Raw genomic sequence first — 22672 nt, forward strand, 5'->3', positions numbered from 1 at the left:
AAGTTGGGGCAAGGCAATTATACCATTTACCTAAAACTAAATTAGCACTAGGAGTATGAGTGCCCGCTACCTGCGCGTACAGACGTATCACACTACTGGACAAAAATAGAAGATGGTTGAAAAAATACAAAAATTGTTATCTGCTAAAGCTCGTTTTTAGCAATTATTATCTCAAAAATAACATTTTGTACTTAAAATAATATGTTTTTTCAACCATCTTCTATTTTTGTCCAGTAGTGTGACAGACGTATACGTGAGGAGCAGAAGATCATGAAGTACGACGAACGTAGATGATTAGTTTTCGGAAATGATATTATTCTCATCTTGCTCTTTGTATTAAAGCTTGATTAATTTTCTATCACGAGAAGAAATTTTATTAAAATAATTGAATTATTATTTATTTTTTATATGTTAATATTGGCTAATTATCTCAAACTTGTATATTACTACTATATCAAAAACCCTAATTTTATTTTGATATAGGAGCGGCTGCAGTATACATATTAGACTCTGGGCAAGTAAAAGTATAATTTTCTCACGGGTTGACAATTAGGTCTTATGGAGATTTTTTTTCATTATAGTATTTTATTTTTACTAGCTTTTATAGCTACTAGCCTCCTGACTCTGGTTTTAATTCCTATTCTTCCGAGTTTAGGGCTAGTAGATATCCCAAATAATCGCAGAGCTCACAGCAAAATTACTCCTAGAGGTGGGGGACTTGCAATAGTTATAGTTATAATAATTGGCTTTAGTAACTATGAGTATTTTTCAACTTCTTCTCTAACCAACTCTATTAAATTTTTACCTGTACTAGGTATCATTGCGATAATTTCGTTCTGGGATGATCTTACTTCTATATCCATATTTACCAGATTAATTATTCACATCATTTGTGCAGCAATAGCCGCTAAGTTATTTTTATCTCCTCATTCATTATTTCATCATGAATTACCTGCAACTATTGATTTTCTATTGGTAGTAATTACTTTAACTACTTTTTTGAATATTTATAATTTTCTTGATGGGATAGATGGTATTAGTTGTGCGGAAGCTACTCATTTGTCTATTACCCTGTTGATATTATGTTATTTAAAAACTGACACTATAATAAACTTACATTTAATAGTAGTACTCAATATACTGATTTTAGCATGCTCTTTAAGCTTTTTAATGTTTAACTGGAGCCCTGCTAAAATCTTTTTAGGTGATATAGGAAGTATAAGTTTAGGTTTTATGCTAGGTTTAAGTTTATTATTAGTATCTGCTTCCGGGTCGCATTTATTTATTGCTTCCTCTATTGCAAGCTTATATTACCTTGCAGATGGAGGGCTGACTATTTTAACTAGGCTGCTAAATAAAGAAAAGATTTGGCAACCTCATTTACAGCATTTTTTTCAAAAGGCTGTAAGAAATGGAAAAACCCATAGACAAATAGTAAGTAGAATAATATTGTGCAACATATTGCTTATGCTACTTTCTATCATTTCCCTTTATCTCCCTTTAATATCCATTATTTTTGCTATATTAGTAGTAATGATTACAATAATTAATTTTACCCTATGAAACTGCTCAGTCATGATATAAATATAATTATCAAAAGAATTTTCGGAAAACGTCACCCTTTACTTGCTGAAATCATGATTAATTGGGATAAAATTGTTGGCCCTAAGTTTAGCTCTCAAACTACTCCACTAAAAATAGGAACTATTAGAGAAAAAGGACAAGTATTAAATATTTTACATGTACAGGTAGAAAACTCAAGTATTGCGCTAGAACTTTCGTTTCATCAACATATAATAATAGAACGTATCTCTGTTTACTTAGGCTTTAAGGCTATCCATCAATTAAAAACTACTATATATTCAGCAAAGCCCCGCTCAAACTAACCATAATTTTTCTTGTAAAGAATTTTGTTCTAAACGATTTTTTAATCCTTTAAAGTCAATTATTTTAGCATCTTGTTCTTGGCAGGCACAAGCAAAAATATATTGTTGTTTATTGGTAACTTTTTGAATACATTGCCCGCAGATACCTTTCATCATACATTGCATAGGAGAATTTATACTGACTATCATTGGAATATCATTACCAAAAACCTCTTCTCTTATATCTTTAATAGCTTCCATCATTTTTGGACTACTTGCCACTATTACTCTACTAGTCTGAGCTAGAGACTTGGTTAATTCTTGAAATTTACTCAAATATGCTAGCTTTATACCATCCAAAACATTTCCCTTAATACTCATATCTCTGGCTCTATTTTTTGGTAAAATTTCTTCCTCACAGCACCATATCACTATATCTGCTGAGTTTTCTATTCTTTCTTGATAAAACCTATCTTGTAATTTTTTATAACCCGCAAAATAAATTATTGTACAATTATTATTTTTAAGGGCCTGTGCAACGGAAAGTAAAAGAGCATTCCCAATACCAGTAGCGATAAGAACTAATGTAGTATCTTTCACTATTTCAGTTGGTTTACCACTTGGCCCCATCAAAACTACCTGCTCATTTTTTGATAAAGTTCTGCATAATTTACTTGAGTTTCCTTTTTCCCAAATTATTAAATTAATTAAGCCTTTTTCAGGATTGACATAAGCACCGGTAAGAGCTAAAGGCTCCATAATTTTTGATATCTCATTGCTATAATTCTGCAGACGAAAAAATTGACCTGGCTGAAAATTTCGAGCAGCTAAAGGTGAATGGATTACTAGTTCTATTATATCAGTAGACAAAAGAGTAATTTCCTTAATATAACTGATTAGTAACCAATCAAGCTTAGCAAAAAATTTAAAATAATTACCAGGGAAATTAGGTGGATTCTTCAAAAGCTTTTTACTAATAAACCTATACCCTTCTTTACTGCTTGCTATAGCTTTAACCACGCTCCCTGCAAATAAAGGATTACTATCACCAAAATAAGTTATTTTCTCTTCCAGAGACCTATTAGCAATCATTTGTTTATTATAACTATTTTTAAAAATATCCCGGTGATTGTCGGTTCCTATAGCCATAATTACTGTTCGAGCGAGAATTTTCTTCTTACTACCTAAATTATTAAATTCTATCGATTCAGCATATTCATATTTATCTACATTAATTGCTAGAGGTTCCATATTTTCTACAAACTTAATTCCCGTAGCCATAGCATACATTATTTCATCCGGGTTTAATTTATAAGCAGGAGAATCTTTTAGTTTACCTCTATAAAAAATTGTCGCTCCTCCTAGCTCATTTAGGATAGTCAAAACACTTTCCTTATCTTGAGCCGCCTTAAACAACTTAGCATGGGAAATAAACTCGCATGCTATTAATCTGTCTTCTTCGGTCCAGTTTCTTTCAGTATAGCTTATTCCGTGCTGCTTAACTAGGGCTCGATATTTATTATAAAACTTTTCTACTTGTAACTTATAATAAAATAATGTTTCAACTGCTACGTCCACAGCAGTAAGACCACCTCCTATAATAATAACAGGCATTCTAATAAGTAAATTAGTAATAGATTCTTCTAAAAATGCTCCGCCGGATTGAATCGTCATTAAAATATCAGAAGCAGTTCTTACTCCCTTGGCAAGAAAATTTTTCATCTTTACCATTTTAGGCTTATCCGCTCCGGTGCATATGGCTAAATGATCAAAACCTAGTTCTATAATTTGTTCAACCATTATATTACTACTCAAGCTTACCCCACTAAACAACCTAAAATGTCTATTTCGTTGTAATAGCAATTGTAATATAATTAAATTATTTTTATCCCATCTTGGAGTAATGCCATATTCTGCAACCCCTCCAAAACCAGATGGTACTTTCTCCGATAGGTTTTTTTTATAATCAATCCAATATTTAATTGGTTTATTAATATCCAAAGGTAGTGGGTTAATTTTTAAGCCATCTATTGCCGCTACATTATGGCCAGCTCGTAATAAATAATAGCATAAGCTAAAGCCAGCAGGGCCAAGCCCCACTACTAAAATTTTATAATTAGAGAGGATAGAAGGTAATGGATAAAAAATATTAAGAGGATTCCAATTAGTCAGTAACAAATATATTTCTACCCCGTAAGGCAATAATAATGTTTCCTGCAAAATATTAGATTCTATCAGAGGGATATCTACAGGTTCTTGTTTTTGATAGATACACGCACTAGCGCAGTCATTGCAAATCCTATGACCAGTAGCAGCTACCATAGGGTTATCAATAATAATAATAGCAAGAGCGGCTAAATTAAAGCCTTTTGCTTTCACATAATTCATTTCAGAAATTTTCTGTTTAAGAGGACACCCTAATTTTAAAGCGTTACTCTCATTAGTAGATCTAGCAGGAAACAAACCATTAGAACATGAATCTTTACCCGTTTTATGACAATAAATACAATAATGAGCTTCGTTTAAAGCTCTATTTAAGTTAAATTCAGGATCAAAAAAATCAAACCCTACTCTTACCCGTTGCTTATACCTAGCTATCTTATTAAGATCAATTAAATCGTCGTGCTCAATTTTACTAGGCGTTGAAAACAATATACTATTCGTATTATTATAAACCATAAAGGCTGCATATTTTGCCGCTTCATTTAGCTCATGCGAGTATTTTTCTTTATTTAATTGCCATGCTAATATCTGATGCGCAAATTTATCATCAGTAAAACCTACTCCTAAAAATTGTTCTATAAAGCTTAATAGTTTATTAAAATTCAACTCTTCTAATTTTTCATATGGATATTTTTTTAACGCAACACGGTGTACGAACTTTCTTTTACATTCATAAATTATATCAAATTCTTTATGGCTCAATCGTAATTTGTCTATTTCTTTTTCAATACCAAAAAGTTGTGCTAAAAAATCATCGAAAATAGGGGAGATGTCTAATAAGAACTCTGAATAATAATTGTGATCAACTTGATCAGAATCATTTCTCCAGGATAAAAGTTTTTCATAAAGAGGGAAACTATGGTCACATAGAAATTGAAGGAAAATTTGATCTAACTTTTTAAGGCCTTCTAGGTTATTTAAGTCAGTAAAATCTAACCCAAAAGCAAGTTTCATACGTAATACCATTTCCGGAAACTAATTATCTACGTTCGTCGTACTTCATGATTTCTGCTTCTCACGTATACGTCTGTACGCGCAGGTAGCGGGCACTCGTACTCCTAGTGCTAATTTAGTTCCCGGAAATGGTATTATATCTTTAATACAGAATAAATCCATTCTTTAATAATATCTTTAGGCAAGGCCCCCATTTTAGTAGCAACATTTTTGCCATTTTCAAATAATATTATTGTCGGGATACTACGAATACCAAATTTTGAAGGGATATTAGGATTCTCATCTATATTTATTTTGACAATCTTTATTTTACCTACTAATTCCTTGTCTTTACTTAGTTCTTCAAGTATAGGAGTTAACATTTTACACGGCCCACACCAATCAGCCCAAAAATCAACCATTACAGGCATACTTGCCTCTAAGACCTCTTTTTCAAATGTGTCATCTGTGATATCGCTTACCATATATTTCTCATATTATTCTACTATTATGTTTGAATTATATGGAGAAAAATTATTATTGTAAATAACTGCTTTTAAAAATAAACCACTTAAACTGCTTCTACACACATGGCAATACCCAGACCACCTCCTATACAAAGTGTAGCCAATCCTTTTTTAGCATTTACTCTTTGCATTTGATGGATTAAGCTCACAAAAATTCTTGCTCCACTTGCTCCTATAGGATGGCCTATAGCTATGGCTCCACCATTCATATTCACTTTATTATCATCCCATTTCATATGTTGATTAACATAAATGGTTTGAACAGCAAAAGCTTCATTTGCTTCTATTACATCTAAATCTTCTACTTTCCACCCAGCTTTTTCTAAGGCTTTAAGAGAGGCGGGTACAGGAGCAGTGCCCATAATATTAGGATCTACGCCAGCGCTAGCATAAGATACAATTCTAACCAGAGGCTTCAGGTTATATTTCTTTAATGATTCTTCCGATACTACCATTACACAAGCCGCACTATCATTAATGGAAGAAGCGTTACCAGCGGTAACAGTGCCTTCCTTTTCGAAAACAGGATGAAGTTGAGCTAAAGCGTCTAAGCTAGCATTAGACCGAATCCCTTCATCTTGATCAAACATTAAGATACCTTTTTTTAACTTAATTTCCACTGGTAATATTTCATCTTTAAAATACCCTTCTATTTGCGCTCTACTTGCTTTTTGATGAGACTTTACTGCATACTCATCTTGCATTTCTCTCGTAATGTTAAATTTCCTGGCTATGTTCTCAGCAGTAATTCCCATTGAATTATTAGAAAATGCATCTACTAAACCATCATGCTGCATTAAATCAACCATCACAGTATTTCCAAGCTTTTGCCCCCCTCTAATATAAGCGCCATGCAATCCTAAAGACATATTTTCTTGTCCTCCTGCTATAACTATCTCATTCTCCCCACCCATGATAGAGCTAGCTGCCAAACATACTGCTTTTAGGCCAGAACCACATACTTTATTAATCGTAAAACCTTTAACTTCTTAAGGCAAACCAGCCTGCAATAAAGCTTGTCTAGCAGGATTTTGTCCAACTCCACCAGTAATTACTTGCCCCATTATTACTTCATCAATAAGAACAGGGTCCAATTTACTCTCTTTTACAATTGCTTCTATAAGTAATGCTCCAAGCTTGGCGGCTGGAATTTTCCCTAAACTTCTTAGTAATGAACCTACTGCGGTTCTCTTAGCATACGCTATATATACTACTTTATTATTCATTGTTTCCTCCCACAGAAAATAATTTTAAAACTATACATACACTTGAAGGTTAATTGTTATATTCATTTAGTAAGGGTGATAATTTATTATTAATTAAATAACTAATATGCCCCCCTTTTACCTCAAATAGTGTAGATTTTTTAAATAATTTATGCAAAGGTAAAATAGAAGAGCTGGGAGCTATTTTATCATTGTCTGCCACTACTTGATATACTGGCTTCGTTATTAAGGATGGATTAATAATGACATTATTAACTTGCCATTGTAACTTCATGAGAATATTATTGCCTATTATTTCATCCATAATTTGCATGTATGTTCCTTTAGGCAAGGCAGTACCAGATAATAACCAATTTTCTATTCTAAACGTTAAGTCTTTCTCTTTTAAAGACCTTATATCGAAGAATTTATTAAGTTTTCTACTAAACTGGTTTGGCAACAATAAGAACAAAAGAATTTGAATATATAGTTTCGGAATTATGGTTAAATTTTGTATATGTGATCCTAAAGCAAAATATTGATACAGACTACGAGATAGAGAAAAATGAGAAAAATCCCACGGCGTAGATAATAAAGTTAATGTTTTAACTGAATCGGGTAATATTATAGCAGCTGCAATAGCTAAATTACCCCCTATACAATGACCTATTAAGTCTAGTACTTGAATATTTTTTTCTCTTAGTTTTATAATAATATCCACTACTTTTTTTGCATAATCTTCTAATAAATAATTATTTTCATTCAGTTCCATCCAGTCCACTAACAAAACATTTCCGTATTGTCTTAAATTATCAATAAAATTTATTGAATTGGATAAAAAAAGAATTTCTGGTGAGTTAAAAATTGAAGGAATAACTAAAAATGTCTTATTGATATTACTTTTAAAGCTTTTGTAGGATAAAATTTGATAATATGGAGTTTTTGATATTATTGTCCCTAATTCTAAATAATTATTACCTAGTAAATGTAGGGAGGAATAATTATTATATTCGTCAAAAAATTTCTGACATTGATCTTGTAACATAGTTATCTTATACCACAAACTTTACGCTCGTTAATTTGAATTCGATACAGAAAAATATTAAGCTTTGTGGACAACAATTAATCAACCAAGGCTATAAATACCTTGACAGAATTAAGGCAATAATATATAAGTGCAAAACTCTTCTATTCTGTTCGTAATTAAGTCTTAAATTATTGTAAAGAATTCGAGAATATTCTCAACCCTAAAAATTAAAAATTATTTAAGCTAATATCAACCTTAAATTTTTTTTTTGCCTTAGGAAATATTGATATGACTAGTTCGCAGTCAAGCTCATTTAAAGGTAAATTCAGGACTATATTCTGGCCTATCCATAATTATGAACTTGGAAAGTTTTTACCGATGTGTGGTTTAATGTTTAGCGTGCTATTCAACCAAAACATATTAAGAATTCTAAAAGATAGTATATTAATTTCAGAAATTAGCGCGGAAGTAGTTAGTTTTACTAAAGTCTATTGTGTCACTCCTGCTGCTGCCTTATTTGTGATAATATATGCTAAAATGCTTAATCATTTTAGCTTTGAAAAGATTTATTATTATCTAATCAGCTTTTTTGTAGGATTCTTTGTTCTTTTTGCTTTTGTTCTTTACCCCAATGTTCAAATTTTTCATGTTAAAAGCACCTTTCTTAATCAGATAGCACTAAATTACCCTCATTTTAAATGGTATATAGCTTTAATTAACAATTGGAGTTATGTCATTTTCTATACCTTATCTGAACTCTGGCCCAATATATTTTATGTCTTACTGTTTTGGCAGTTTGCAAACGAGCTTACTACAACTGAAGAAGCAAAAAGATTTTATACTCTTTTTTCATTATTCGGTAATTCTTCTTTAATTTTTGTAGGCTTTTTAATGATGAATCTGTCATCTGAAAGCACTATTGCTAAACATTTTTTTAATATAGTAGATGATAAAATAATTTTGGTAAAAATATCCATAAGTATGGTGATAATTTCTGCGGTTATATCATGTTTATTTGTCAAATTTATTACGAAAAATGTTTTTACCAACCCTACATTTTATATTCATGCTAAACGTGGTAGGTCAACTAAAGAAAGTATGGGTTTAATTGAAAGCTTTAAATATATAACTAAATCCAAATATTTGTGGTTAATGTTAATTTGTTCTGCTGCTTTTGGTTTGTCTATGAATTTGGTAGAAGCTGTTTGGAAAGCAAAAATTAAAGAACTATATCCTACTGTCAATAGCTATGCTGAGTTTAATAGTCTTTATATACTTTGGACAGGAGTAGCTATCATGATCATGACTATAGTTGGTAATAATATAATGCGCAGTCATAATTGGTTTGTTGCAGCAGTCATTTCGCCAGTTATAATAATGATTACTGGTATATTATTTTTTATTTTAATTGTATTTGATCAACAGATATTATCATTATTTGATAGCACTATATTAATGACGCCTTTAGCACTTTCAGTGTCAGTTGGCGCTTTACAAAATATTCTAGCAAAAGGCACCAAATATTCTATTTGGGATACTTCAAGGGAAATGCTCTATATACCTTTGGATCAAGAACTAAAAACCAAGGGAAAAGCAGCTGTGGATGTAATTAGTTCTAAAGTGGGTAAATCCTCAAGCGGTTTAATACAATCAATCATTTTTACGTTAGTACCAACGGCAACTTTTACCTCTATTTCTTCTCTTTTAATGAGTATATTTACAATTGTTTGTATTATGTGGATTTATTCTGTAAGAAAAATATATTTTGAATATAAGAAAATTGTCTAATAATCTATAGTTATTTCTTTCAAAAGTTGAATTTTTATCACAATTTTAAACTGAATTAATTTAAATGTTTCTTTTATTAAAAAAATAAGGTATTATTAATTTTGTATATTTCTAAAGTTAAATTATTTTAATAAATTAACCTGAGCTCTATATAAAAATTCCTATTTTATATTAGACCTCTTGCATAACCTAAAGATAATTGAGGAATTTTTAGGAAAAACGAAGTCGAGCCGAGCTGCGTACTTAAATTGTACGTGAGGAACGGAGATGAGTTTTGACAACAAAATTACCAATTAGATTAGGTTATGCAAGAGGTCTATTAGACTTCTTTTATAGCTCGCTTCTGGTAGGGAATTTGAAGAAGACTCTTCGCTTCAAACCGCAATGTACTTAAATGTATGTGAGGATTTGAACCTAGATTCATTGTCTAAATTACCATCTGGAGTAGAGTTTCGAAAGAAATCTATTGAACTCAGTAAAATAATTATATGTAATGGTATAGATTTATAGGTATTTTCGCTTACAGAACCACAGCGTAGTGGAGATTCGAAAATAAAAATAACGAGGAAATCAACCATTAGATAGAAATGTTCATAGAACATAATTGAAGGGAAAGTATGCATCCACCGTATAGGGCAATAACTACTCCTGCTTTACCAATTTTTACAGATAATTTTACTACCTCCGATTATAATGTATTTGTAATTAAAAATCACTCTTCCGCCATATCGTTGCTATTAGGTTTAGTAATTGGTACATCTGCCCTAATATTTATGATAATACTACCCCTTTGGTTATGTATTAAAAATGCCGAGCAAAGAGCGGAGCAACAGGAAATAGAACTAGAGGATGTGCCTCAAAATGACAATCCTATACTTCTAGATGCTGAAGTGGCAGTGATTGGAGTTGGAGAAGTATAATTTAGGGTCATCAAATCAAAAGATAAAAGATATCTTTAAAGTAGGTTCTGTGAACATTTCTATCTAATGATAGATTTCCTCGTTATTTTTGTTTTCAAATCTCCACATACACTTTAGTGCTCTACAATTCTGCGAGCGAAAATGCCTATAAATCTACTCATTACATAGAAAAATGTTTACAGAACCTAGTATAATAGACCTCTTGCATAACCTAAAGATAATTGAGGAATTTTTAGGAAAAACGAAGTCGAGCCGAGCTGCGTACTTAAATTGTACGTGAGGAACGGAGATGAGTTTTGACAACAAAATTACCAATTAGATTAGGTTATGCAAGAGGTCTAATGAAACAAATTAATAATAAGAGGTAATATATGCCAGCAGCTATAGTAAGCTTATTAAACTCTTCGGGAAACGTGGATATTTCTATCTTGCCAGTTATAACCCATATGTATGGAGGAGTTCAAGAAAATAAAGATCCTTTATATAATATGTTTGTTATTCTAGCTTTAGGATTCACTGGATTTTTATTAATAATAGTTGGTGTAGCAATATTTCGGGAGTACTCTAAAGCGCAAGATAATAATGGAGAAGAAGTAGAGCTAGACCATTTAAACCAAAATATTAATCAAAATGGCCATCACCTTCCTGTAGGAGGTCTTGAAGCATTGGTAATAGGAGAAGCTATATTATAAATAACGTATGGAGGAAGTTTTAGCTATTTATATTTTATATAAAATTAATTATAGTACCCCACACTTATTGTTGAAGTTGAAAGGCATGCATAATGTGTTTTCGTAGTAATGAAAACAACATAGCAGGGGTATCACTTAACGAGTTATAAAAATAATCTTTTATCCAATCAAATCCGTAAGTAAATAATGAGTATAATTTACGACCATGTTTTTTGATCTTTATAGGATAAATTTTGTTCTTAATGTCACCAGCAAGCACGCAAATAGCTAAGGATAAAGATACTATTGCAAATAGTTTTTCCAGCTTTTTTTGATCTGTAATGTGGGTATCTTCAATATTAAATCCAGATGACTTGAGAGACAGAAAAGGTCGCTCAATGCTCCACCTCTGCTTATATGCTAGCAAAGCACATTCACCAATAAGCACATTACTAGCAATAAATAGTTGCTCTCTTTCTAATTGCAAACAAGTTATTTTAATTGCCATACCATTGTAAATTTTGCTTTCTATAGTTTTAGTGTCACCCATTTGCATATCGGCAAAACATTTATTCAACTTCATCTTGCCACCGTTGAAATGCTTGACCTTCTCACTTTTTCTTAGCCTGATAGCAAAAGGTAATTTTTGGATTCCACCCATATATTGCAACCATTCCTCACCAACAAATTCCCGATCGGCAAGGATAAGCTCTATCATTTCCTTAGGTATAATTGTTAAAATTTGCTCAATCAATTTCTTTCTTTCATTAGTAGAAGAGTTGCCTTTTTTATCAAGTAACAACCATGCTATAGGAATTGAAATATTACCATAAACGATAGTTGCAACAAAAAAATTCAAATTTTTAATACCAAATTGCCAGCTGGTTCTATCTATGGCAAGGCTAATTTTACCTGTTAGACAGAGCAATTTAACAATAATTTTCCCTAAACTTATAAAGCACATATTTTGTTCTAAAAGCAAACGCTCAACTTTAACAATCTTGGCATGCAAATTGCCTTTAGAAGCGACATACAGTGCTAATTCTTTGATTCTCACAGTTTTAGCTTTTACTACTGCACAAATTAATTCTGCAAATGTTTTAATTCGTGCTGGGTGCCAATCTAAAAATATGTATAATATTTGGTATAGTGATTGAGAGTCCATTAATACCTCCTGTTGCTTGTTTCTCAGCGGAGATTAGTGACTCTCAGTCACTTATTCAATTTATTATTTTAACCCTCCTGTAAAATCTGTGGGGTACTATGGGTAAGTCATACAAATTTAATCTTTAATTAAGAAATCATAATAACAATGCGTGTATAGTAGATTAAGCTTATCAATATATTTATTTTTCCTGTTTCCAATGTCTTCATATGCGACTCTCGATCAAGAAATTGCAGAGTCACATAAATGCTCAAGGCTATTTTCTTACTTTGAAGCAAAACATACTATTCCTCGCAATACCCTGCATTCAATTGCTTTAAAAGAGTCGGGGAAAAAACATAGTATACATAATATAGTGATTGTCTGGCCCTGGACAGTGAATGTTGCAGGACAAGGGTATCATTTTAATACTAAAAGGGAAGCTATATTATTTGTAAAAAAGCAAATAATTAGAGGCAAAGAAAATATTAATGTCGGGTGCATGCAAATTAATTTAAAACATCATTTAGATGCGTTTAATTCTTTAAGTCAAGCCTTTGAACCTAAATATAATATTGCGTATTCAGCTAAATTTCTTAAAGCTAAATATGACCAATTAGGTAATTGGCATAAAGCCATAGCCCATTACCACTCTAGCACCCATGAGCGTGGTGCAAGATATAAACAAGATGTTATTAAGATTGCAAATAATATGCACCTGTATCAAAATGCTATTAGCTTACATAATAATAATTATTATAATAAGGCAGTTACCTATCCTGCTACAATATCTAAGGTTACTCTTATTGACAATTCTTCCTTTAAAAGGAATATTAAAAAATACCGCAGTAATATGATGGTAGCAATCCCCAGCAAATATAACTAAACTCAATGCACGACAATTCTTATAGATTTCCTTCGCATCATGGTAGATAATAGTTTACTATAATAGAAGATATCCTTGATCGCTATGAGCATACTTAGAAACAAATATAATGCAAAATGAATATTATATTTGACCGAGCAAAATTAAAGTCTAACCGCAATAAAAATGTCAACACTATCAAGCAATGTTCATATTTCCAGCAGGCAGCAGAGGACATTATTGCTCGCTTAAATTATATTGATCAAGATTTTTCTAATATCCTAGATGTAGGATGTCGAACTGGACAACTCACTACTCTATTAGCACAGCATTATAAAAATGCGATCATTACCGCCACTGATTCATCTCCTAATATGCTGGAGGCTGTGACCCATGATAACAAATTATTAGTTGACGAAGAAAATTTATCTCTTACCCCGGCCAGTTTTGATCTCATCACCTTTTCTTTAGGTTTACACTGGATTAATGACGTCCAAAAATTTTTATTACAAATCAGATGGCTGTTAAAAGATAATGGGATATTTATCGGTAATTTTGTCGGCGGAAATAGCTTAAAGATGCTTAAAAGAAAGTTTGTTGCCGCAGAAATAGCTGCCAAGAGCCCTAGCTATTCCCATATTTCTCCTTTTATCCATTTTGATCATGTTACTCCCCTACTCTCTTATGCTGGTTTTCAAGAAATCATCGTTGATTACGAGAATATTCCGCTAGAATATTCAAGCCCCTTAGAATTTATTAGAGAATTAAAGGATATTGGAGAATCGACAGCATTTAATAATAAAGTGCCTTATAATACCATATCAAAACAAATATTTGCTATATTGCAAGATGATACTTGTCCTTTTTATGAACAAATTAATATCATTAATTTTATTGCGGCTCCTAATAAAAATACTATTCAATTAACTCATAAATAGGATAAGCCTATTGACGTGCTCCATATTTTCTGTCTTTATATACTCATTTGATCTCAAGAATTGGATTTTATTTGCCAGGGGGTGAGCGCGCGGAGCGTACACTTAAGTCACACTACTGGACAAAAATAGAAAATGGTTAAAAAAACATATTATTTTAAGTACAAAATGTTATTTTTGAGATAATAATTGCTAAAAACGAGCTTTAGCAGATAACAATTTTTGTACTTTTTCAACCATCTTCTATTTTTGTCCAGTAGTGTGACACTTAAGTACGTAAGCATAGCTAAATCCTTGATAAAATAAAAAAACAATTCTTGAAAGCAACTGAGTATATCACTTTATAATTTTAATGGTACCTAATATGCAACAATTTGATTTAATAGTAATTGGCAGCGGACCAGCTGGCTATACTGGCGCAATAAGGGCAGCTCAACTTGGTATGAAAGTTGCCTGTATAGAAAAAAGTGCCACTCTGGGCGGTACTTGCCTAAATGTAGGATGTATTCCGTCAAAAGCCTTGCTGAATTTCTCAGAAAAATATTATGAAGCTATACACAAATTCTCTGAGATCGGTATTATCGCAGCTGCTAAACTTGATTTACAAAAAATGATGAGGAAAAAAAACCAGGTGGTAGAGGAATTATGTAAAGGAATAGGAAGTTTATTTGTTAAAAATAAAATTACTCAAATTAATGGCACTGCAACAATTCTCTCTAACAATGTTGTAGAAATTAATAATGAGAATATCAAGACCCAAATTTCAGCTAAAAATATTTTAATTGCCACTGGCTCAGAGATTATTGAAATTCCCAATGTTGTAGTTGATGAAGAATTGATCGTATCATCAACTGGTGCGTTAAATCTCACTAAAGTACCAGAAACGATGGTAGTAATTGGTGGCGGTTATATCGGTTTAGAGCTAGGATCAGTATGGAGCCGGCTTGGAGCTAAAGTCACAGTAGTAGAATATGCGGATACAATTGTACCAGCTTTAGATAAAGAAATTATTAAACAATTCTCTAAAATATTACAAAAACAATCTATTGAATTACGACTCAACACTAAAGTAGTATCAGCTGAAAAGAAAGCAGGAAAAGTTGTGTTAAAGCTAGAAGACATTAAGAATAGTACAAACCAACAAATCACCGCTGATATAGTATTATTGGCAGTTGGGCGAAAAGCTAACGCCATAAATTTAGGGTTAGATAAATTAGCAATCGAATTAGATACACATAATAGGATTATAGTAAATAACCATTTCCAAACAACAATCAATAATATTTATGCGGTAGGGGATGTGATTGCCGGACCAATGCTAGCCCATAAAGCGGAAGAAGAAGCCATAGCTGCAGTGGAAATAATGGCTGGTTTAGCAGGTCATGTAAACTATAATCTGATCCCCAGTGTAATCTATACGTGGCCAGAAGTAGCAAGTGTAGGATTTACAGAAGAGCAATTACAAGAAGCAAAGCGAGAATATAAAGTTGGTAAATTTCCATTTATAGCTAATAGTCGAGCAAGGACTACAGGCACTGCTGAGGGAATGGTAAAAATATTGGCAGATAGTATTACTGATCAAATACTTGGAGCACATATTATTGGCCCCGATGCTGGGACACTCATTGCCGAAATAGTCGCGTTTATGGAGTTTGGTGCTGCTGCAGAGGATATTGCTAGAACATGCCATGCTCACCCTACTTTAAGTGAAGCTATCAAAGAAGCGGCCTTAGCTATTGAGAAAAGAACTATTAATATTTAAGATGAACCTCAATTCGATATAAGAATTATTAATTCTTATATCGAATTGGCTCTAGAACTATTTAATGCCATAAAAATCTTTAGCGCCTTGTAGTAAAATATCAAATTCCTTATTATTAGGGGTAGCTTTACTTGCCCCTTCAATAAAAGTACCTCCTAATACCCCTATATCGGTTGCCTGAGTATTAGTTAAATGTTTAGGGAAAATATAGAATGAACGTTTTATTTTTTGCCCAGATTCAGTAACACCATCCTTCAAATAAATCAAAATCATATATTGCAAATCTTTAGGCACTTGATTCTTCAGCATAATCAAATGTCCTTGTATTGACACCATCTCTGTATCTTCATTAAGTGCGGCTGAACCAAGGCCAGTACAATTAATGATTACTGGCCCTTTTATTTCAGTAAATGATTTAATTTCTTTTTTGATAAACTTAATTTTTTTCTTTTTTAAGTAATTGGTAAGATCTGACATCATACGAGCAGTATCTATAAAAATACCATCATCATATACTACCATGTTCCTAGTAGTACCATTACCGAAATCAAGTATCACATCTTTTGCTGGTTGCATTACTTTACCAACATAAGGTTCCAATCCTGAATCTTCTCGATTCTCAAAATATGTTGGAACAATAATAGCTCCTTCACTAAAATCTGGATGCACTTTTTTAGCAATAGCAGCATAAAACTTATAAGCATCCACTCCTATCTGATCAATGGTTTGTTGTATTGCTGGGTCATTATCCATAGATACTGGTGCCAGCAACCCTCCAGCATTATGAGAAGCCAAGTGTTCAAATTGCGCCGCAATAATTGTTAGATTATTAAAGCCTTGTTTCTGTAAATCATAAGCGGTAAATAGCCCTAAAGCTCCTGCTCCAATAATTGTTATTGGGGTATTTTTAGTTAACCTAAATGAAGATTGTAAATTGTCTTTATATTTTATTAATAAATTATTAACATATTCGGCAGAACCAGGCCCCAAAGTCCAACCGCTACCACCATGGCCATAATTATGAGCTATTATCTTCCCATATTTTTGCTCTATGGCCATCTTAGGGGCCCCATGCCTAACAGGACGATGACAAAGTATTTTCTTCCCTAAATACTTACTCCCTAAATTTGGAGGAGTAATTTTTCTGACTTCTATTTCATTAGCTAAAATGACCGGAGGGATCCACAACAAGAAGAATATAAAAAACTTTCTAAACTTGCTTAACATATTCATGATATATCCTATTTGTTAAACTTTATTAAACAGTATGCTATATCTTCTTTTATTCAATGTCTATCTCAACTTAGATTCTGTTAATAAAATTTTTTAGTAGAATTTTACCAGTAAAACAGTTAATCTCTGTGAACAAATTAGGACAAACTACAGAGTATATATTTTGCTTTATTTTAATAAACTAGTTTGATATAAGGATAATTGCCCCTTGTATCAAACTTTTCCTCTATCTAAACGTTTTGATATAAAACTATGAAATCTGTATTATTAACTAGAAGCACAGAAGACAATTATGACATTATTCAAACACTAGAAAATAATAATTTTGCTTACCCTAATGCAAGTATTGTCAGGAAAAATGGTATATCGGAAAAACAATTTAAATATATTTGTTCTCCCTTAGTAAAATATCATGCTCTAGATTTTGACCCTACTATTTTACATAATTATAATAACGTAATTATTACCAGCAAAGTAGCAACTAAACTTTTTGTTTCCTGGTTTAATAATTATCCAAACTTACAACTGCAACCCAATATTACAAAAAATATTTGGGTAGTGGGCGATTCTTCCAATATCATTCTGAGACAACATAATTTTACGGTGCACTATATTGCTAAAAATATCCAAGAGCTGATATACAACATCCCCCCCCAGCTTTATAACCATAGTATCTATTTATCATCTAATGAAATCACTCAAGAGTTACCCAGCCCCATTAAAAGACAAATTATTTATGAAGTCCAATATGCTAATACTCTGCAGCACCTAGAAGAAATTAAAAAAGGAGTGGATTATATTTTATTATATTCACAGAACAGTGCTAAAACTCTCATTACCTTACTAAGAGCAAATAATTTATTAAAATTATTTTTTTCTACTCAAGTTCTCACTATTAGTGAAAAAGTTGCATCTATTATTAGATTTTTTACAAAAAATGTGGTTTCTTGTAAAGAAGGTAAACCCGAGGAAATGTTAAAATTGTTAATCTCTACTGCGGCTGCCTCAAAGATAAGAAACTTATTGTAGAATGGAATTAGGTTTTGTAAACATTTCTAGGGAATGAGTAGATTTATAGCCATTGTCACTCGCAACACTGCAGCACCCTAGGGTGTATGTGAGGAGTCGAGAACGAAAATACCAACAAAATCGACCATTAGATAGCAATGTTCACACAACTTAAACCATTTCCGGGAACTAAATTAGCACTAGGAGTACGAGTGTCGAGGACCGGAGCGTACATATACTAGTACGTGAGGAGCGGAGATCATGAAGTACGACGACGTGATGATTAGTTTTCGGAAATGGCATTAGACCAAAACCACTGAATATCTTTTATAGCTAAGAGGAATATATGGAAAAGATCGAGAATAAAGGATTAAAAGTGCAGAGCAGCCATCCCATTATTTTCACCATAATTCTTATTATGGTATTTGTGCTATCTATAAGCTATATGGCTTTTTATCAGCTAGATTTATTTAAAAACCGCCAAAAAGCTAGTGCTACAAACGAAATAGCTTATAAAAATATTGTGCCCAGTGATCCTGTATCTCTACTAGCCACAAGTTATACTAATACAATATTAGGCAATAACAACTTAAAAGAAGTCAGCTCTACTTCGTTAGGAGCAGTAGACAATTTTAATGAATCTCAAAATAATGCCCCGCTATCTGAACTGCTACCCTCCTCTGATTTATCAGACAAACCTGCTAATAACTTACCTCAAAAGAATATAGCATACCCATCTCCTATCGTGCAAAATAACTACCGTAATTATTTACTTAATATAAATCTTTTAATAGCAAACTTTTTACAGGGTAAACATTATACTGCACAAATAGATAAAATCGCAGAGGTGGCATTACCTCAAGACATAAAAAATGTTCTAGCAGATTTAGTAAATTATCATAAAAATTACTTATTTAATAATAGCGCCAAAACAGAAAAAATTTTTCCTTCTTCTCCTTCCTGGCTAGAAAAATTTATTAAGGTAGAAAAAAAACATATCTCTACTCAGGAGCAAGAAATTTTAAAACAGAAAATAACGTCACAGCTAGATTTTATAATTAATTTCTTTTATTCCCAAACATTCCAACAAAATTTTATAGAGCAAAGCAATGATTAGGTTGTTAATAATTTGCATTATATTTCTATTATTATATTTGAGTTTTACTCTATTAAGTCAACTTGATTCTGTATTAACGATCACCCTCTATGACTATCACATAGAAAGTACTTTTTTTACTTTTATTATTATATATATATTATCAGCAATCATTGGTTTCATTGGACTTAAGATAACATTTTTACTCCTAGACCTACCATTCTATATCAAAAGACTATTCCTAGCACGTCAAGTTCACAATATTAATGGCCAGCTCATAAAAGCTCTAGGAACATTGATTATGGGTGATAAAGCCGCTACTCAAAATGCTATTAAACGAATAAAAGCGCCGATCAAAAGTGATAATCAAATTTTCTATACTTTACTGCTAGCGGAAACTTCTGAAGATCAGCATCAACAAATAAAGTATTTTCAAGAATTAGAACAGTTTAAACTCACTACAGCTTTTGCTACTAAAAGATTGGGGCAAATTTTTTATCAAAAGAAGATGTATAAAGAAGCTGAAAACTATGCAATTCGCTCTTTTTATTTAAATGAGTATGATACAGATACTCTAGAAATGTTGATTGATTGCTATTTTAAGCTTTTTGAATGGGAAAAGCTTACCTTCATTATCAGTAAATTTAATAGAATTAATCCCAACAAATTCGGACCGCTAAAAAATAAATTAGCTAATTATTATACGGTTGCCGCAAAGGATATGCTAGCAAGTGACGATACTAAAAAAGCCATATATTATTTAGAAATAGCTTTACAACTGGTGCCCTCTCATTACGAAGCATTAAGTCTTTATTGTACTGTAAATTATTCTATTAAGCAAAATCTTGATATTAAAATCCTTGAAAATGCATTTACAGCAAATCCGACCTTGGAGATTGCAGCATTATATCAGCAATTTACTTCCCTCCCCCCTGCAAAGATTTATGAAGATCTAGCTACTTTAGTTAGCCCGGAACATCATATAGGTTTATTTCGAACCATAGCAGCTTTTTTAAACGTGCCTGATCAGGTACAATATTTTCAATCTACCCCTGACTTGATACCTGGTATGCCTAAAACTTTACCAACTACCCTAGAAGTCAACCAGAAAAAAGGTTAGCATAATAGATTTGTTCATAGTACCCCACAGATTTTACAGGAGGGTTAAAATAATAAATTGAATAAGTGACTGAGAGTCACTAATCTCCGCTGAGAAACAAGCAACAGGAGGTATTAATGGACTCTCAATCACTATACCAAATATTATACATATTTTTAGATTGGCACCCAGCACGAATTAAAACATTTGCAGAATTAATTTGTGCAGTAGTAAAAGCTAAAACTGTGAGAATCAAAGAATTAGCACTGTATGTCGCTTCTAAAGGCAATTTGCATGCCAAGATTGTTAAAGTTGAGCGTTTGCTTTTAGAACAAAATATGTGCTTTATAAGTTTAGGGAAAATTATTGTTAAATTGCTCTGTCTAACAGGTAAAATTAGCCTTGCCATAGATAGAACCAGCTGGCAATTTGGTATTAAAAATTTGAATTTTTTTGTTGCAACTATCGTTTATGGTAATATTTCAATTCCTATAGCATGGTTGTTACTTGATAAAAAAGGCAACTCTTCTACTAATGAAAGAAAGAAATTGATTGAGCAAATTTTAACAATTATACCTAAGGAAATGATAGAGCTTATCCTTGCCGATCGGGAATTTGTTGGTGAGGAATGGTTGCAATATATGGGTGGAATCCAAAAATTACCTTTTGCTATCAGGCTAAGAAAAAGTGAGAAGGTCAAGCATTTCAACGGTGGCAAGATGAAGTTGAATAAATGTTTTGCCGATATGCAAATGGGTGACACTAAAACTATAGAAAGCAAAATTTACAATGGTATGGCAATTAAAATAACTTGTTTGCAATTAGAAAGAGAGCAACTATTTATTGCTAGTAATGTGCTTATTGGTGAATGTGCTTTGCTAGCATATAAGCAGAGGTGGAGCATTGAGCGACCTTTTCTGTCTCTCAAGTCATCTGGATTTAATATTGAAGATACCCACATTACAGATCAAAAAAAGCTGGAAAAACTATTTGCAATAGTATCTTTATCCTTAGCTATTTGCGTGCTTGCTGGTGACATTAAGAACAAAATTTATCCTATAAAGATCAAAAAACATGGTCGTAAATTATACTCATTATTTACTTACGGATTTGATTGGATAAAAGATTATTTTTATAACTCGTTAAGTGATACCCCTGCTATGTTGTTTTCATTACTACGAAAACACATTATGCATGCTTTTCAACTTCAACAATAAGTGTGGGGTACTATGATTCTCGCTTTGCTTCTTGTAATTGCTCTTCTGTAAATCCTACACTTGCTACTTCTGGCCACGTATAGATTACACTGGGGATCAGATTATAGTTTACATGACCTGCTAAACCAGCCATTATTTCCACTGCAGCTATGGCTTCTTCTTCCGCTTTATGGGCTAGCATTGGTCCGGCAATCACATCCCCTACCGCATAAATATTATTGATTGTTGTTTGGAAATGGTTATTTACTATAATCCTATTATGTGTATCTAATTCGATTGCTAATTTATCTAACCCTAAATTTATGGCGTTAGCTTTTCGCCCAACTGCCAATAATACTATATCAGCGGTGATTTGTTGGTTTGTACTATTCTTAATGTCTTCTAGCTTTAACACAACTTTTCCTGCTTTCTTTTCAGCTGATACTACTTTAGTGTTGAGTCGTAATTCAATAGATTGTTTTTGTAATATTTTAGAGAATTGTTTAATAATTTCTTTATCTAAAGCTGGTACAATTGTATCCGCATATTCTACTACTGTGACTTTAGCTCCAAGCCGGCTCCATACTGATCCTAGCTCTAAACCGATATAACCGCCACCAATTACTACCATCGTTTCTGGTACTTTAGTGAGATTTAACGCACCAGTTGATGATACGATCAATTCTTCATCAACTACAACATTGGGAATTTCAATAATCTCTGAGCCAGTGGCAATTAAAATATTTTTAGCTGAAATTTGGGTCTTGATATTCTCATTATTAATTTCTACAACATTGTTAGAGAGAATTGTTGCAGTGCCATTAATTTGAGTAATTTTATTTTTAACAAATAAACTTCCTATTCCTTTACATAATTCCTCTACCACCTGGTTTTTTTTCCTCATCATTTTTTGTAAATCAAGTTTAGCAGCTGCGATAATACCGATCTCAGAGAATTTGTGTATAGCTTCATAATATTTTTCTGAGAAATTCAGCAAGGCTTTTGACGGAATACATCCTACATTTAGGCAAGTACCGCCCAGAGTGGCACTTTTTTCTATACAGGCAACTTTCATACCAAGTTGAGCTGCCCTTATTGCGCCAGTATAGCCAGCTGGTCCGCTGCCAATTACTATTAAATCAAATTGTTGCATATTAGGTACCATTAAAATTATA

At 32.3% G+C, this 22672-nt stretch carries 17 protein-coding genes and 2 pseudogenes; 12 read left to right on the forward strand and 7 right to left on the reverse strand.

The window, feature by feature from the left end:
• Positions 1-558: 558 nt before the first annotated feature.
• Together ACFELV_RS03055 and ACFELV_RS03060 are read left to right on the forward strand one after the other, a co-directional pair.
• Positions 559-1563: an MraY family glycosyltransferase gene (locus ACFELV_RS03055; protein WP_375326701.1), complete on the forward strand. Its 1005-nt coding sequence runs from the start codon at positions 559-561 to the stop codon at positions 1561-1563.
• Complete coding sequence (locus ACFELV_RS03060; protein WP_375326702.1) at positions 1560-1886, forward strand: DciA family protein; 327 nt, start codon at positions 1560-1562, stop codon at positions 1884-1886. The genes ACFELV_RS03055 and ACFELV_RS03060 overlap by 4 nt, the downstream gene beginning before the upstream one ends.
• On the opposite strand, the gene ACFELV_RS03065 is transcribed toward ACFELV_RS03060, so the two are convergent.
• The 4 genes and pseudogenes from ACFELV_RS03065 to ACFELV_RS03080 form a co-directional block, all read right to left on the reverse strand.
• Positions 1878-5054, reverse strand: coding sequence for an FAD-dependent oxidoreductase (locus ACFELV_RS03065; protein ID WP_375326703.1), 3177 nt, complete (start codon positions 5052-5054; stop codon positions 1878-1880). The genes ACFELV_RS03060 and ACFELV_RS03065 overlap by 9 nt on opposite strands.
• A gap of 122 nt (positions 5055-5176) precedes the next feature.
• Positions 5177-5506 carry a thioredoxin gene (gene trxA, locus ACFELV_RS03070; RefSeq protein WP_375326704.1) on the reverse strand — a complete coding sequence of 110 codons (330 nt, stop codon included), beginning with the start codon at positions 5504-5506 and terminating at the stop codon, positions 5177-5179.
• A gap of 86 nt (positions 5507-5592) precedes the next feature.
• Positions 5593-6774 (reverse strand): annotated as a pseudogene (locus tag ACFELV_RS03075) (acetyl-CoA C-acyltransferase).
• Positions 6775-6823: 49 nt separating this feature from the next.
• Positions 6824-7798 (reverse strand): alpha/beta fold hydrolase, encoded by a 975-nt coding sequence (locus ACFELV_RS03080; RefSeq protein ID WP_375327498.1) that lies wholly within the window; start codon positions 7796-7798, stop codon positions 6824-6826.
• Positions 7799-8068: 270 nt separating this feature from the next.
• Here ACFELV_RS03080 and ACFELV_RS03085 point away from each other — a divergent pair, with 270 nt between their 5' ends.
• The 3 genes from ACFELV_RS03085 (at position 8069) to ACFELV_RS03095 (ending at position 11180) form a co-directional block, all read left to right on the forward strand.
• Positions 8069-9568, forward strand: coding sequence for an Npt1/Npt2 family nucleotide transporter (locus ACFELV_RS03085; RefSeq protein WP_375326705.1), 1500 nt, complete (start codon positions 8069-8071; stop codon positions 9566-9568).
• Between the two features lie 617 nt (positions 9569-10185).
• On the forward strand, positions 10186-10488 hold the full coding sequence (locus ACFELV_RS03090) for a hypothetical protein (RefSeq protein WP_375326706.1): 303 nt from the start codon (positions 10186-10188) through the stop codon (positions 10486-10488).
• A 371-nt stretch (positions 10489-10859) separates the two neighbouring features.
• Positions 10860-11180, forward strand: coding sequence for a hypothetical protein (locus ACFELV_RS03095; RefSeq protein ID WP_375326707.1), 321 nt, complete (start codon positions 10860-10862; stop codon positions 11178-11180).
• 64 nt (positions 11181-11244) lie between these two features.
• On the opposite strand, the gene ACFELV_RS03100 is transcribed toward ACFELV_RS03095, so the two are convergent.
• Positions 11245-12324 (reverse strand): IS4 family transposase, encoded by a 1080-nt coding sequence (locus ACFELV_RS03100; RefSeq protein WP_375326208.1) that lies wholly within the window; start codon positions 12322-12324, stop codon positions 11245-11247.
• A 199-nt stretch (positions 12325-12523) separates the two neighbouring features.
• Between ACFELV_RS03100 and ACFELV_RS03105 the strand changes: the two genes are divergently transcribed.
• The 3 genes from ACFELV_RS03105 (at position 12524) to lpdA (ACFELV_RS03115) (ending at position 15865) form a co-directional block, all read left to right on the forward strand.
• The gene (locus tag ACFELV_RS03105) at positions 12524-13189 is read left to right on the forward strand and encodes a transglycosylase SLT domain-containing protein (RefSeq protein ID WP_375326665.1); all 666 of its coding nucleotides are present in this window, start codon (positions 12524-12526) and stop codon (positions 13187-13189) included.
• 116 nt (positions 13190-13305) lie between these two features.
• On the forward strand, positions 13306-14106 hold the full coding sequence (locus ACFELV_RS03110; RefSeq protein ID WP_375326666.1) for a methyltransferase domain-containing protein: 801 nt from the start codon (positions 13306-13308) through the stop codon (positions 14104-14106).
• A 361-nt stretch (positions 14107-14467) separates the two neighbouring features.
• Complete coding sequence (gene lpdA, locus ACFELV_RS03115; protein WP_375326667.1) at positions 14468-15865, forward strand: dihydrolipoyl dehydrogenase; 1398 nt, start codon at positions 14468-14470, stop codon at positions 15863-15865.
• Positions 15866-15922: 57 nt separating this feature from the next.
• Here lpdA (ACFELV_RS03115) and ACFELV_RS03120 read toward each other — a convergent pair whose 3' ends face one another.
• Positions 15923-17092 (reverse strand): FAD-dependent oxidoreductase, encoded by a 1170-nt coding sequence (locus tag ACFELV_RS03120; RefSeq protein WP_375326463.1) that lies wholly within the window; start codon positions 17090-17092, stop codon positions 15923-15925.
• A gap of 258 nt (positions 17093-17350) precedes the next feature.
• Between ACFELV_RS03120 and ACFELV_RS03125 the strand changes: the two genes are divergently transcribed.
• From ACFELV_RS03125 to ACFELV_RS03140, 4 genes are all read left to right on the forward strand, one after another.
• A complete protein-coding gene (locus tag ACFELV_RS03125; protein WP_375326462.1) occupies positions 17351-18127 on the forward strand; it encodes a uroporphyrinogen-III synthase in 777 nt (258 codons plus the stop codon).
• Between the two features lie 325 nt (positions 18128-18452).
• Positions 18453-19223: a hypothetical protein gene (locus tag ACFELV_RS03130; RefSeq protein WP_375326461.1), complete on the forward strand. Its 771-nt coding sequence runs from the start codon at positions 18453-18455 to the stop codon at positions 19221-19223.
• A gap of 37 nt (positions 19224-19260) precedes the next feature.
• Complete coding sequence (locus tag ACFELV_RS03135; RefSeq protein ID WP_375326460.1) at positions 19261-20322, forward strand: tetratricopeptide repeat protein; 1062 nt, start codon at positions 19261-19263, stop codon at positions 20320-20322.
• A gap of 116 nt (positions 20323-20438) precedes the next feature.
• A complete protein-coding gene (locus ACFELV_RS03140; protein ID WP_375326208.1) occupies positions 20439-21518 on the forward strand; it encodes an IS4 family transposase in 1080 nt (359 codons plus the stop codon).
• Positions 21519-21546: 28 nt separating this feature from the next.
• On the opposite strand, the pseudogene lpdA (ACFELV_RS03145) reads toward ACFELV_RS03140, so the two are convergent.
• A pseudogene (lpdA, locus tag ACFELV_RS03145) lies at positions 21547-22650 on the reverse strand (dihydrolipoyl dehydrogenase); the annotation flags it as partial.
• Between the last annotated feature and the right edge of the window lie 22 nt (positions 22651-22672).

Source organism: Candidatus Tisiphia endosymbiont of Nemotelus uliginosus (genome assembly GCF_964264835.1).
Classification (GTDB): domain Bacteria; phylum Pseudomonadota; class Alphaproteobacteria; order Rickettsiales; family Rickettsiaceae; genus Tisiphia.